Source organism: Stenotrophomonas sp. 17(2023) (assembly GCF_030345315.1).
Taxonomy (GTDB): Bacteria; Pseudomonadota; Gammaproteobacteria; order Xanthomonadales; family Xanthomonadaceae; genus Stenotrophomonas; species Stenotrophomonas acidaminiphila.
Genome location: NZ_CP128405.1, coordinates 802,393 through 814,655, shown reverse-complemented (window position 1 = coordinate 814,655; position 12,263 = coordinate 802,393). Strand labels below are relative to the sequence as shown.

Sequence of the window (12,263 nt, the reverse complement as noted above, 5' to 3'; positions counted from 1 at the left end):
ATAACCATGCGATGAACGCCGGCGCGACCATTGGCCGTGTCAACCGATCCGGCGGCCGCGCGTTATCGCTGTCAGGACCTGCCGGAACGCTACCCTGTGCTGGTGACAAGCCCACCCCTGACGCCCGTTGCCGCCCCCGCCTCGCTGGACGCCTTCCTGGCTGGCGTCGGGCCGCGTGCGTTCCGCTTCGCCGAGGCCGGCCTGCGCCAGCGCGACGATGCGCTGGACGCGGTGCAGGACGCGATGGAGCGGATGCTCGGTTACCGCGAGCACCCGGCCGAGGAATGGACGCCGCTGTTCTGGAGCATCCTGCGCCGGCGCATCATCGACCTGCAGCGGCGGCGCGGCTTCCGGCTGAAGTTCTGGGCACCGGCGCAGGACGGGGACGGCCCGATCGACTGGGCCGACGACAGCCCCGGCCCGGCACAGCAGCACGAGCAGCGCGAGGAGTACGCGCGGCTGGTGCAGGCGTTGCGGCGGCTGCCGGCACGCCAGCGCGAGGCGTTCAGCCTGCGCGTGCTGCAGGAACTGGACGTGGCGACCACGGCACGGATCATGGGCTGCTCGGAAGGTTCGGTGAAAACCCACCTGTCGCGTGCGCGCGACGCATTGCAGAAACAACTGGAGGTCTCGCGGTGAACCGCCTGCCCACATCCCGGAACGACGACTTCGACCACTCGCTGCGGCAGCTGCAACAGCATGCCGAAGGCGCGGTTTCCCCGGCCACGCTGGCGCACCTGCGCCGGGCCCGCCAGCAGGCCACGGCCAGCGCCGGCGCCGGCGCCTCGCCATGGCGCCGCCGTGGCTGGTGGCTGGCCACCGCCTGCTCGGCAGTACTGGCGGTCACCGTGGCGGTGCAGTTCAACCGCACGCCACCGGTACTGCCGCCCGGCGTGGCGGCCGACGCCGCCGCCGACCTGTCCGACGACGCCCTGCTGTTCGACGAAAGCCCCGAGCTGTACCTGTGGCTGGGTTCGGACACCCTGGCGATGGAGTGAGAACCATGACGATCCGTCTTTCCCTGCTGTCACTGCCGCTGCTGCTGGCCTGCACCGCGCCGGCATACGCCCAGCAACCGCCCCTGCCCGAATGGGACCAGCTCACCCCGGCCCAGCGCGAAACCCTGATCGCACCGATGCGCGACCGCTGGAACGCCTCGCCCGGACACCGCCAGCGCATGTACGACCATGCCCGCAGCTGGCAGCAGATGAGCCCCGAGCAGCGCTCGCAGGCACGCCGCGGCATGCACCGCTTCCAGAACATGTCGCCGCAGCAGCAGCGCGAGGCCCGCGCCCTGTTCGCGAAGATGCGCACCATGGACAAGGCCCAGCGCCAGGAACTGCGCGAGCAGTGGCACCGGATGACACCGGAGCAGCGCCGGCAGTGGCTGGAGGCCAATCCGGCCGATTGAAGGGGGCGGCAAGCACCACGGCTGGTGCCCCCGCAGTTACCGGCGCGCTCCCATCCGGACAGGTTCGCGACATGCCATGGCGCTTGATAGGGCGCGCGGACAGGGCTGAGCGCAACAGCGCCCGGCACCGTGGAAATCCGCAGGGCAATGCCGGGCTTTCTCGTTCAGCCCAACCCGCGTGCCATCATTCATCTGACAAAGGCGGCAGCCGTGTCACCCCGGATACCGACTCGGCATGCAGCAGGACGCGGTTGTCCAGACAGCATTGCGGCGGCGCCTGGGGCCGCCACTCGAACACGCCCGAAACCGTGGCCGCCGCCCGCCGCGCCCGCAACAGGTCACGCGTGCCGAACAGCTCTTCCAGAATCATGGGGGGGCCTGCCAGCGTAATGATCCGCACATGCGGATCATCACAGTCATACAGATAGGCACCATGGTGCATGGCCGTCGCGACACAGGCCGGCACCTGCACATGCCTGCCCGCATATTTTTCCGGGCTTTCAGCCAGGTGCCGGCAGGCAACCCGTAACGGCTCGTCGGCGAAGGCAGGCCCACTACCCAGGCCGCTTGCCGCCAACCACGCGACGACCACCCCGGCATGCAACTTCACACCGGCGGGATCTCCCCCGCGGCCGGGCGCTCCGGCCACACCGTCTTCGCCAGCAGTTCGTCGTTCCAGTCGAACACCAGCGCGCCGTCCTTCAGGAACAGCGACACGAAGTTGAGCACGTTGCGCGCGTACATCTCGCTGGCGTGGATGGCACCCATGCTGGCCAGGTCGAGCGGGCCGGCCACGGTCACCCCGCCCACGTCGAGGGTTTCGCCCGGCCGCGTCGCCTCGCAGTTGCCGCCTGTCTCGGCGGCCAGGTCGACGATCACGCTGCCCGGGCGCATGCCCGCGACCATCGCCGCGGTCACGATCTTCGGCGCCGGGCGGCCGGGTACCGCGGCGGTGCAGATCACCACGTCCACGCCCTTCAGGTGCTCGGCCAGGCGCCGCTGCTGCTCGGCGCGCTCGGCGTCGGTGAGCTGGCGCGCATACCCGCCCTCGCCGGCGGCACTGACCCCCAGGTCGAGGAACCTGCCACCCAGCGACTCGATCTGTTCGCGGGTCTCCGGGCGCACGTCGAAGCCCTCCACCTGCGCGCCCAGGCGCTTGGCGGTGGCGATCGCCTGCAGGCCGGCCACGCCGGCGCCAACCACCAGCACCTTCGACGGGCGGATGGTGCCGGCAGCGGTGGTCAGCATCGGGAAGAAGCGTGGCGCCAGCTGCGCGGCGATCAGGGTGGCCTTGTAGCCGGCCATGCCGGCCTGCGAGCTGAGTACGTCCATGGCCTGCGCGCGGGTGGTGCGCGGCAGCCGCTCCAGCGGGAAGGTCACCAGTTGCCGCGCCTGCAGCGCGGCGGCGCGGGCCGCGTCCGCCTGCGGGTGCAGCGCGCCCACCAGCACCGCACCGGGCTTGAACCGCGCGACCAAGGCCGGCGGCGGCGCCTGCACGCACAGCACCAGGTCGGCAGCGTCCACGGCATCGTCGATCTGCGCGCCGGCATCGCGGTAGGCCTGGTCGGTGAACCCGGCCGCGAGGCCGGCACCGGCCTGCACCTGCACCCTGGCCCCGGCCGCCAGCAGCTTCTTCACCGTCTCCGGCGTGGCAGCCACGCGCCGCTCGCCCGCCGCGGCTTCCTTCAACACCCGTACCTCAACGGCCATGCCCGTCCCCGATGCGCAGTGGATTACGCCGGGGATCGTAGCAAAGCAGGTCGGTCCTCAGTGCACCGTGGACGTCTGCGGGTCGAGCCGGTCGATCACGCCCTGCATGGCGCTGTCGAACGCGCCGTCGTCGACGTGCGGGCGCAGGCGGCCGAGCCGCTCCATCACCACCAGCTCCTCCGGCGAGGCCACGCAGAAGCGGATGCCACGGCGGTTGACGAACAGCAGGCGCGAGGAAATCGGGCTGACCCAGGACAGCTTGCCGGCCTGCACCTTGCCGTCCTTGTCGATGAAATCCAGCCAGGTACCGATGTCCATGGCGCGGTAGCGGGCGGCATCGGCATGGTCGACGCTCTCCGGGCGCGCCTCGGCGCCCAGGTCCAGCGCCGCCGATTCCTGCGCCGGCGGCGTCGGCAGGCTGACCTGCGGCAGCTCCGGCAGCGCCCGTTCCAGCTCCGGGCGCGCCTCGGCGATGGCCTGCAGCGTGTCGTGCAGCGCGTCGATCGCGCCGACACTGCCCTCGCCATGCAGGCCGACGCTGGCGAACACCTTGCGCAGGCCCGGCTGGATGGACTGCAGCCACGGCTTGCCGACCACGTGCCGGCGCGCCTCGGCCACTTCCTCGAGCAACACGTCGGCCACTGCCAGCGCTTCGCCGACCGACTCGCCGTCGTCGCCTTCGCGCAGCAGGCTCATGGTCAGGTGGTGGTTCCAGGGCTGGCGCAGGAAGCCTTCGATCGCCGCCGGCAGCGGCGCGCCCTGCAGCCGCCGCTCCAGTTCGGCCAGGGCACGGCCGCGGGCCAGCTCCAGCTTCTCCTGGCCGCGCTGGGTCTCGGTCGCGCGGCGCTCGGCGATCTCGATGCGGCGCCGATGCTGGGCAAGGAACTCGCGGAACTCCTCTTCCAGGGTCAGGAAGATCGCCAGGTTCTCGTTGAACTCGGCGATCAGCCGGTCGATGATCTCCTCGACCTTGCCCATCAGCGCGCGCTCGGCCTGGCTTTCGCCGGCGTTGCCCTCGCAGGCCTCGGCCAGCGAGTTGAGCAGGCGCCGTGCCGGGTGGGTCTTCTGCACGAACATGCGCCGGTCCAGCAGCGCGACCTTGACGAAGGGCACCACCAGGCGGCCGATCAGTTCGCGCGAGCGGCCTTCCAGCTCGCGCTCGTCCAGCATCACGTCGAACAGCATGCCGACCAGGTCGATGGCGTCCTCGTCCTGCGGGTCCAGCCGCGCCTGCCCCGGATCGACGCCGAGGCGGGTGGCGCCGGAAATCACTTCGTTCTTGAGCCGTTGCGCCAGCGACTCGCTCTGGTCGCCCACCGCCGCGCGCAGGGTCGCCGTGGGCGTGGCCTGCAGCAGCGAGAGCACCGACATCATTTCGTGCTGGCTGAGCGGACGTTGCTGGCCGACCGCCACCTGCGCTGCGGCAGTGGCGTCCTCGCGCACGTGGCGGGTCTGCGCCAGCAGTTCGTGCAGCGCCTCCAGGATCATGTTCTGGCCGCTCGCCGACGGGTTGCCGTCATAGCCTCCCGGATTGCCGGCCTGCAGTTCGCTGCGGTGCCGGGCCCAGCGCTCGGTGAAGCGTCGCGCCCAGGCCGGGGCATGCTGCGGATCGGACAGGTCCTCGTCGTCGCCATGCGGCATGCCGGCATCGGCTTCTGCCGGCCGAGCCGGGCGCGGCGCGGCGGCAGGTCGCTGCGGTGGCGGCTGCGAGATGGCCGGCATCACCCCGGCCTGCGCCAGGCGCTCGTCGACATCGCGGTAGATGCGCCCCACCTGCACGGCGAACTCGCGTTCGCACAGCTTGATCAGCACCAGCCGCACCTCGGCGGCCAGGTCGCACACGCCGAACGCCTCGTGCACCGCCACGCCGATGTGTTCCGGGCCGATCGGGTTGAGGTCGATGTCGAGCCCGTCCACGCCGCTGATCCAGGCCAGGCGGCGATCCAGCCGTGCCAGCACAGGCTTCCATTCGCGCAATACCACCGCGGCGAAATTGCGCACCGCCAGGCGCGACTCCAGGTCGTGCTCGGATACCAGGCTCAGCCCGGTCTCGCCCTGCCCGGCCTGCGCCAGTGCGGCCTCGGCCGACAGCGGCGCGGCGGCCTCGAGCGCGGCCCACGCCTGTCGCAGGTGGGCGCCGAAGCGCGCGGTGATGTCGTCGCGGCGCCGGCGCAGTTCGCGCATGCCGTCGAGGAAGACCAGCTGCGATGCGCCCGCGGTCTCGGCACGGTCGAACAGGGCATCGTCGAACCCGGCCAGTACGCGCGCGAAGGTGGCCGACAACGGCGGCAGCGCGGCTTCGCGCGCCAGCGACAGCAGGTCCGGATTATGGCCGGGGCGCTCTGGAAGATGCGGCTGGGACATCATGCGCAGTGGCTCCGCACCTTCGCAGGCGCTGCTCCTGTAAGGATCGTATGGAAGAAAGCGGACAGCCCCCCGGTCTCCGCCCACGCATGGTAGGGGGAGAAGCTGAACAGGGCCAGTGATGCAGTCCGCACTTTGTACCTCGCCACCGGCAACCCGGCATGTCGCGCCATGCTAAGCGTACCGCTGTGAATTGGCGAGAAATCCGCCAGCGGGCGCCCGCGACGGAGTACTCAGATTCGTCCTGCCCGTGGCCGGAGGGGCGTCCGCACCCCGGCGTCTATAATCCATGGCCGTCTTTCCCGCGAATGTCCCATGTCCGATTCCTGCTTCCTGCAAGCGCTGGACCAGCGCCGCTCGGTCCCGTCCCTGCAACTGGCCGAGCCGGGCCCGGACGACGCAACCGTGCTGGCCATGCTGGCGGCCGCGGTGCGCGTTCCCGACCACGGCAAGCTGGTGCCGTTCCGCGTGCTCCGCCTGCGCGGCGATGCCCGCCACGCGCTGGGCGACTACCTGGCCCGGCGCAGCCGCGAGCGCACCCCGGACGCCTCGCCGGCGGCGGTCGAGAAGGACCGCCAGCGCTTTTCGCACGCGCCGCTGGTACTGACGGTGGTCGCGCGCCTGCAGGACAACCCCAAGGTGCCCGAGCAGGAACAGCTGCTGACCGCCGGCTGCGTGTGCTTCGCCCTGCTGCAGGCGGCGCAGGGCTTCGGCTTCGGCGCGCAGTGGCTGACCGCGTGGATGGCCTACGACGAAGGCGTGGCGCGCCACCTGGGGCTGGCCGCGAACGAACGCATCGTCGGCTTCATCCATGTCGGCACGCCCCGGATGCGGGCGCCGGAGCGCGCGCGGCCGGATCCGGCCAGCCTGCTGCAGGACTGGCAGCCGTGACCGGCATCCAGGCCAGGCAGCCGCTCTACCTGGTCGACGCCAGCCTGTACGTGTTCCGCGCCTGGCACTCGATGCCCGACAGCTTCCAGGACGCGCAGGGCTGGCCCACCAACGCCGTTCACGGCTTCACCCGCTTCCTGCTGGACCTGCTGGAGCGCGAGCGCCCGGCGCACATCGCCGTGGCCTTCGACGAGGCGCTGGACAGCTGCTTCCGGCACCGCCTGTATCCGGCCTACAAGGCCAACCGCGAGCCGGCGCCTGAAGCGCTGCGCCGCCAGTTCGCGCACTGCAAGGCGCTGTGCGCGGCGCTGGGGCTGGAAGTGCTGGCCGACCGCGACTACGAGGCCGACGACCTGATCGGCAGCGCGTTGCATGCCGGCCGCGACCATGCGCTGCGCGGGGTGATCGTCTCGGCGGACAAGGACCTGTCGCAACTGCTGCTCGAACATGACGAGCAGTGGGACTACGCGCGCAACCAGCGCTGGGGCGCGGGCGGGGTCAAGGCGCGCCACGGCGTGCATGCCCACCAGATCGCCGACTACCTGGCGCTGTGCGGCGACGCGGTGGACAACATCCCCGGCATCAGCGGCATCGGCGCCAAGTCGGCGGCGGTGCTGCTGGCCCACTTCGGCAGCCTCGACGCGCTGCTGGAGCGGATCGACGAGATCCCGTTCCTGCGCCTGCGCGGCGCCGCGCAGATGGCCACGCGCCTGCGCCAGCAGCGCGAACTGGCGCTGCTGTTCCGGCAACTGACCACCATCGCCGTGGATGCGCCGCTGGCCCCGGCCACGCCCGCCTTCACCCGCGCCGCGGCCGATGCCGACATGCTCGACGGCCTGTGCGGATCGCTGCGCTTCGGCCCGCTCACCCGGCGCCGGCTGCTGGCCGCCGCCGGCCTGGAAACCGCCTTCCCCTCCACCCACGAATCCGCATGAGCCAGAACACCGCAGCCCCCCGCGTCGTCTACGAAGGCCGCTACCAGCGCATGGTGGTGCGCGGCACCTGGGAATACAGCGAACGCACCCACGCCGGCGGCCTGGCCGCGATCATCATCGCCGTCACTCCGGACGACGAGGTGCTGTTCGTCGAACAGTTCCGGGTGCCCCTGCAGGCGCGCACGATCGAAATGCCGGCCGGGCTGGTCGGCGACATCACCGCCGGCGAATCGATCGAGGCCTCGGCGATCCGCGAACTGGAGGAGGAAACCGGCTGGACCGCCGACCACGCCGAGGTGCTGATGATCGGCCCGACCTCCTCCGGCGCCAGCAGCGAGAAGATCGCCTTCGTGCGCGCCACCGGCCTGCGCCGGGTCGGCGAGGGCGGCGGCGACGACAGCGAGGACATCACCGTGCACAGCATCGCGCGCGATCGCGCCGCGGCCTGGCTGGTGGAGAAGATGGGCCAGGGCTACGAACTGGACGCCAAGCTCTGGGCCGGGCTGTGGATGATCGAACACCACCTGGACGGCCGGCCACGATGAGCCGGCTCGACAACCCGGCCGAGCGCCTGGCCCCGCCGCTGCTGGGCCCGCAGGACCCGCCGCCGTTCACCGTGCACAACCCGTACGGCCGCTCGCCGTTCCTGCTGCTGGCCGACCACGCCGGGCAGCGGGTTCCGGCCGCACTGGACGACCTCGGCCTGGCGCCGGCGGAACTGGACCGGCACATCGGCTGGGACATCGGCATCGCCGGCACCACCCGCGCACTGGCGCGGCAACTGGACGCCTTCGCCATCGAGCAGACCTATTCGCGGCTGGTGATCGACTGCAACCGGCCGCTGGCCTCGCCGACGCTGATGCCGGAGACCAGCGACGGCACCGCCATTCCCGGCAATGCCGGGCTGGTCCGCGCACAACGGCAGCAACGCATCGCCGCCATACACGCGCCCTACCATGCGCGCATCGCGGCCGAACTGGACCGGCGCCACGATGCCGGCGTGCCGACGCTGCTGGTGATGATGCACAGCTTCACCCCGGTGATGGACGGCGCCGCGCGCCCCTGGCATGCCGGGGTGCTATACCACCGCGATGCGCGGTTCGCACAGGCGCTGCTGCAGGCGCTGCGCGAGGAGGGCGACCTGGTGGTCGGCGACAACCAGCCGTATTCGGTCAGCAGCACCAGCGACTACGCGGTGCCGGTGCATGGCGAAGCCCGCGGGCTGGTGCACGTGGAACTGGAGATCCGCCAGGACCTGATCGCCAATGCCGCCGGGCAACAGGCCTGGGCGGAGCGGCTGGCGCGGATCTTCACCGCCTTGCAGCCGCGGCTGCTGCAGCTCCGCTAGCGCCGGCCGCCACCGGCGCAACGCCGGCGCCTCCAGCCTCGAGCAGGGCCTGCAGGACGTCAGCGCAATGTCACGCCGACGGCTGCGCATGCGCGGCCCCACCCGAGGCATGCGCACACCCCGTCGTCATCGTGGCAGGCGGCAAGCACCCGGCAGCACCTGGGCGGGGTCGAGCAGCCCGGTCATGCGTCGCTGGCCACGCATCCGCGGGCCGCACGGGCTGGCGGCGCCACGCGCAGGCCCAGGGCGATGACCACGCCGAGCAGCGCGAACAACGCCGCGCCGTACTCGGCGCGCACCAGGCCGGCCAGCGCGCTTGGCGAACCGGCCGGGCCGGCACCGGCGTTGGCGACCATCACCAGCACCGCCAGGCCCAGCGCGCCACCGATCTGCTGCGCGGTCGCGGCCATGCCCGAGGCGACGCCCTGCTGCGCGGCCGGCACGCCCTGCCCGGCCACGATCCACATCGAAGTCCAGGTCATGCCCTGGCCGACGCTCAGCACCACCACCCCGGGCAGCAACGGCCAGAAGTGCGCGCCATGCGGCAGCATCGCCGCCACCCAGGCGATGCCCAGGGCGCCGGCCAGCTGCCCCACGACCAGTACCGTGCGCGCGCTCCAGCGCCGCAGCGTCCACTCGGCCAGCCGGATGCCGACCGTGCACACCGCGGTGGCCGGCAGGAAGGCCAGCCCGGCCTGCAGCGGACTCCAGCCATAGCCATCCTGGAAATACAGCGCCATGAAGTAGTACTGCACGCCATAGCTGCTCATGAAGGCGAAGGTCAGGCCCAGTGCCGCACGCAGGCCGGGCAGGCGCAGCAGCGCGAACTGCATCAGCGGATCGCGGCTGCGCCGTTCGATCCACACGAACACGACCAGCAGCAGCGCCGACAGCAGCAGGCAGCCCAGCGTGGCCGGCGCCGCCCAGCCCCATTCCGGCCCCTGCACCAGGGTGGCCACCAGCAGGCTGCCGCCCAGGGTCACGGCGATGCAGCCGGCAAGGTCGAACGAACGGCCCCGCGCACGCGGGCCATCGACCGGCAGCCAGGCGCCGGCGGCGACGGCACACGCCGTGGCCAGCGGCACGATCACCGCCAGCACCGCCGGCCAGCCGAAGGCCTGGGTCAGTACGCCGCCGAGCAGCGTGCCCAGCGCCAGACCGGCCGCGCTGGCCATGCTCCAGATCGCCAGCGCGCGGTTGCGCGCCGGGCCTTCGGCGTACAGCGTGTTGATCAGTGCCAGGGTGGCCGGGAACAGCAATGCGGCGCCGATGCCCTGCGCGGCGCGCGCCAGGATCAGCAGCGTGGCATCCGGCGCCAATGCGCCCAGCAGCGAGGCCAGGGCGAACAGCAGCATGCCCAGCCGGTAGAACCGGCGGCGCCCGATCAGGTCGGCGGCACGGCCGCCCAGCAGCAGGCTGCCACCGAAAGCCACCGTATAGGCACTGACCACCCACTGCAGCTGCTGCGCGTTGATCTGCAGCGCGCGGCCCATGTCATGCAGGGCGACGAAGATGATGGTGGCATCCAGGGCGATGATCAGCTGCGCGGTGGCCAGCAGGGCCAGCGCCCGGCGTGGGTATTTCAGGGAAGGCATCGGCGATGGCACGTCCAGGGGGGGAGCGCAGTCTCTTTGATGCAGCTCGATCAATAAACCCACGAATTACCATATCTGCGATGATCAGACGCATGAATGGATCCGCGATGGACCTCAATGCCGTGCGCATGCTGGTACAGGTGGCCGAAGCGCGCAGCTTCACCGTTGCGGCCGGCCAGCTTGGCCTGAGCCAACCCGGGCTCTCGCGCGCGATCAGCCGGCTGGAGGCCGCACTGGGAGTGAAGCTGCTGCAGCGGAACACGCGCAACGTGGCGCTGACTCCGGATGGCCGCCAGTTCGTCGAGCAGGTCGCCCCGCTGCTGTGCGGTTTGGAGGATGCCGAGCGGCAGCTGGCAGACCGCCCGTGCACGCCTTCGGGCACGCTGAAGATCAGCGCACCGTCGATGTTCGGGCGCAAAGTGCTGGTGCCGCTGCTGGCGCCCTTGCTGGAGCGGCATCCGCAGCTGCAGGTGGAAGCGGTGCTGAGCGACCGCCTGGTCGACCTGGTCGAGGAAGGTTTCGACGCCGCGCTGCGGACCGGCGTCATCGCCGACCAGCGCATCGTGGCCCGCCCGCTGCGGCCGCTGCGCTGGGTGACGGTGGCCAGCCCGGACTACCTTGCCCGGCACGGCAGGCCGGCCGATGTGCAGGCGCTGCGTGCACATGCCTGCCTGGCGGTGCGCAACCTGCGCAGCGGCCGGCTGGTGGACTGGCAGTTCCTGCAGGACGGGCAGCTGGGCGAGTTCACGCCGCCGGCGCGGATGGTGTTCGACAGCGGCGACCCGTTGGTGGAAGCGGCCATCGCCGGCATCGGCATCGTGCAGGTGATGGACTTCGCCGTGGCCGACGCCCTGGCCGATGGTCGCCTGCAGCGCGTGCTGCAGCCATTCGAGGGCCGCAGCCGCGAACTGTCGCTGATCTACCCGCCGTCGCGCCAGCGTTCGCCCAAGCTCCAGGCACTGGCCGAGGCCCTGCTGGCCGGGCGCTGGTAGTGCCGGCCGCCGGCCGGCACCGCCGGGCCACCGCCGCGGCGGTGGCGACTCCGATCAACCGGCGAAGCTGTCGGTGGCGCGCACCAGCGCGTCCACGTTCTCCGCCTCGAACGCCGAATGCCCCGAGGCCGGGGTGATGTGCAGCTGCGCTTTCGGCCAGGCCTTGTGCAGGTCCCAGGCGTTGGCCAGCGGGCACACCACGTCGTAGCGGCCATGCACGATCACCCCGGGGATGTCGGCGATGCGGTGCGCGTCGCGCAGCAGCTGGTCCTCGACCTCGAAGAAGCCGCCGTTGACGAAGTAGTGGTTCTCGATGCGGGCGAAGGCCAGCGCGAACTGCGGGTCTTCGTGGCTGTTGATGAAGTCGTCGTCCACGTGCAGGAAGCTGGTGGCGCCTTCCCACACGCTCCATGCCCTGGCCGCGGCCAGCCGGGTGGCTTCGTCATCGCTGGTCAGGCGACGGTGGAAGGCGGAGATCAGGTCGTGCCGCTCCACCGCCGGGATCGCGTTGACGTAGTGGTCCCAGGCGTCGGGGAACAGGCGGCTGGCGCCTTCCTGGTAGAACCATTCCAGCTCCCAGCGGCGCAGCATGAAGATGCCGCGCAGGACCAGCTCGGTCACGCGCTGCGGATGGGCCTGCGCATAGGCCAGCGCCAGGGTCGAACCCCAGCTGCCGCCGAACACCTGCCAGCGGTCGACCGCAAGGTGCCCGCGCAGCGTCTCGATGTCGGCCACCAGGTCCCAGGTGGTGTTGTCCACCAGGTCGGCGTGCGGCGTGGAACGGCCGGCGCCACGCTGGTCGAACAGGATGATCCGGTACTTCGCCGGATCGTGGAACTGGCGCATCTTCGCCGTGCAGCCACCGCCGGGCCCGCCATGCAGCATCACCACCGGCTTGCCGTCGGGGTTGCCGCACTGTTCGTAGTACAGCGTGTGGCGCTCGTCGACCTTGAGCGTACCGGTGTCGTAGGGCGTGATGGCGGGGTAAAGCGTGCGCATGCGCTGGCTCACTGGCTG

At 71.3% G+C, this 12,263-nt stretch carries 13 protein-coding genes; 8 read left to right on the top strand and 5 right to left on the bottom strand.

Translation table 11 applies throughout. The features are described 5' to 3' along the window. Nucleotides 1-96: 96 nt before the first annotated feature. The 3 genes from QQA12_RS03490 to QQA12_RS03480 are packed head-to-tail and all read left to right on the top strand — an operon-like array spanning nt 97 to nt 1,411. Nucleotides 97-639 carry an RNA polymerase sigma factor gene (locus QQA12_RS03490; protein ID WP_054668592.1) on the top strand — a complete coding sequence of 181 codons (543 nt, stop codon included), beginning with the start codon at nt 97-99 and terminating at the stop codon, nt 637-639. Nucleotides 640-644: 5 nt separating this feature from the next. After that, a complete protein-coding gene (locus QQA12_RS03485) occupies nt 645-998 on the top strand; it encodes a hypothetical protein (protein ID WP_226050745.1) in 354 nt (117 codons plus the stop codon). A 5-nt stretch (nt 999-1,003) separates the two neighbouring features. Next, a complete protein-coding gene (locus tag QQA12_RS03480; RefSeq protein WP_054663196.1) occupies nt 1,004-1,411 on the top strand; it encodes a DUF3106 domain-containing protein in 408 nt (135 codons plus the stop codon). Nucleotides 1,412-1,595: 184 nt separating this feature from the next. On the opposite strand, the gene QQA12_RS03475 is transcribed toward QQA12_RS03480, so the two are convergent. The 3 genes from QQA12_RS03475 to QQA12_RS03465 are packed head-to-tail and all read right to left on the bottom strand — an operon-like array spanning nt 1,596 to nt 5,488. Next, nucleotides 1,596-2,021, bottom strand: coding sequence for a hypothetical protein (locus QQA12_RS03475; RefSeq protein WP_226050632.1), 426 nt, complete (start codon nt 2,019-2,021; stop codon nt 1,596-1,598). Beyond that, nucleotides 2,018-3,121, bottom strand: coding sequence for an NAD(P) transhydrogenase subunit alpha (locus QQA12_RS03470; RefSeq protein ID WP_226050633.1), 1,104 nt, complete (start codon nt 3,119-3,121; stop codon nt 2,018-2,020). Before QQA12_RS03470 ends, QQA12_RS03475 begins: the two co-directional genes overlap by 4 nt. Before the next feature lie 57 nt (nt 3,122-3,178). Next, nucleotides 3,179-5,488: a DUF1631 domain-containing protein gene (locus tag QQA12_RS03465; protein ID WP_226050634.1), complete on the bottom strand. Its 2,310-nt coding sequence runs from the start codon at nt 5,486-5,488 to the stop codon at nt 3,179-3,181. Nucleotides 5,489-5,800: 312 nt separating this feature from the next. Here QQA12_RS03465 and QQA12_RS03460 point away from each other — a divergent pair, with 312 nt between their 5' ends. The 4 genes from QQA12_RS03460 to QQA12_RS03445 are packed head-to-tail and all read left to right on the top strand — an operon-like array spanning nt 5,801 to nt 8,659. Next, nucleotides 5,801-6,376: a nitroreductase gene (locus QQA12_RS03460; RefSeq protein WP_056931974.1), complete on the top strand. Its 576-nt coding sequence runs from the start codon at nt 5,801-5,803 to the stop codon at nt 6,374-6,376. Beyond that, nucleotides 6,364-7,311, top strand: a complete 948-nt coding sequence (locus QQA12_RS03455) for a 5'-3' exonuclease H3TH domain-containing protein (RefSeq protein ID WP_226050746.1) — start codon at nt 6,364-6,366, stop codon at nt 7,309-7,311. The genes QQA12_RS03460 and QQA12_RS03455 overlap by 13 nt, the downstream gene beginning before the upstream one ends. Next, on the top strand, nt 7,308-7,856 hold the full coding sequence (locus tag QQA12_RS03450; RefSeq protein ID WP_054663184.1) for an NUDIX hydrolase: 549 nt from the start codon (nt 7,308-7,310) through the stop codon (nt 7,854-7,856). The genes QQA12_RS03455 and QQA12_RS03450 overlap by 4 nt, the downstream gene beginning before the upstream one ends. Next, nucleotides 7,853-8,659, top strand: a complete 807-nt coding sequence (locus QQA12_RS03445) for an N-formylglutamate amidohydrolase (protein WP_226050635.1) — start codon at nt 7,853-7,855, stop codon at nt 8,657-8,659. The genes QQA12_RS03450 and QQA12_RS03445 overlap by 4 nt, the downstream gene beginning before the upstream one ends. A gap of 182 nt (nt 8,660-8,841) precedes the next feature. Here QQA12_RS03445 and QQA12_RS03440 read toward each other — a convergent pair whose 3' ends face one another. Continuing rightward, complete coding sequence (locus tag QQA12_RS03440) at nt 8,842-10,254, bottom strand: MFS transporter (RefSeq protein WP_226050636.1); 1,413 nt, start codon at nt 10,252-10,254, stop codon at nt 8,842-8,844. A gap of 107 nt (nt 10,255-10,361) precedes the next feature. Here QQA12_RS03440 and QQA12_RS03435 point away from each other — a divergent pair, with 107 nt between their 5' ends. Continuing rightward, nucleotides 10,362-11,246 (top strand): LysR family transcriptional regulator, encoded by an 885-nt coding sequence (locus QQA12_RS03435; RefSeq protein WP_226050747.1) that lies wholly within the window; start codon nt 10,362-10,364, stop codon nt 11,244-11,246. A gap of 54 nt (nt 11,247-11,300) precedes the next feature. Here the strand turns inward: QQA12_RS03435 and pip are convergent, their stop codons facing one another. Beyond that, nucleotides 11,301-12,245, bottom strand: coding sequence for a prolyl aminopeptidase (gene pip / locus QQA12_RS03430; RefSeq protein ID WP_226050637.1), 945 nt, complete (start codon nt 12,243-12,245; stop codon nt 11,301-11,303). Between the last annotated feature and the right edge of the window lie 18 nt (nt 12,246-12,263).

What these genes read in the sequence shown, in the direction of transcription:
- QQA12_RS03480 (WP_054663196.1), top strand. Translation starts at nt 1,004, where the DNA reads ATGACGATCCGTCTTTCCCTGCTGTCACTGCCGCTGCTGCTGGCCTGC.
- QQA12_RS03470 (WP_226050633.1), bottom strand. Translation starts at nt 3,121, where the DNA reads ATGGCCGTTGAGGTACGGGTGTTGAAGGAAGCCGCGGCGGGCGAGCGG.
- QQA12_RS03465 (WP_226050634.1), bottom strand. Translation starts at nt 5,488, where the DNA reads ATGATGTCCCAGCCGCATCTTCCAGAGCGCCCCGGCCATAATCCGGAC.
- QQA12_RS03460 (WP_056931974.1), top strand. Translation starts at nt 5,801, where the DNA reads ATGTCCGATTCCTGCTTCCTGCAAGCGCTGGACCAGCGCCGCTCGGTC.
- QQA12_RS03450 (WP_054663184.1), top strand. Translation starts at nt 7,308, where the DNA reads ATGAGCCAGAACACCGCAGCCCCCCGCGTCGTCTACGAAGGCCGCTAC.
- QQA12_RS03445 (WP_226050635.1), top strand. Translation starts at nt 7,853, where the DNA reads ATGAGCCGGCTCGACAACCCGGCCGAGCGCCTGGCCCCGCCGCTGCTG.
- QQA12_RS03440 (WP_226050636.1), bottom strand. Translation starts at nt 10,254, where the DNA reads ATGCCTTCCCTGAAATACCCACGCCGGGCGCTGGCCCTGCTGGCCACC.
- QQA12_RS03435 (WP_226050747.1), top strand. Translation starts at nt 10,362, where the DNA reads ATGGACCTCAATGCCGTGCGCATGCTGGTACAGGTGGCCGAAGCGCGC.
- pip (WP_226050637.1), bottom strand. Translation starts at nt 12,245, where the DNA reads ATGCGCACGCTTTACCCCGCCATCACGCCCTACGACACCGGTACGCTC.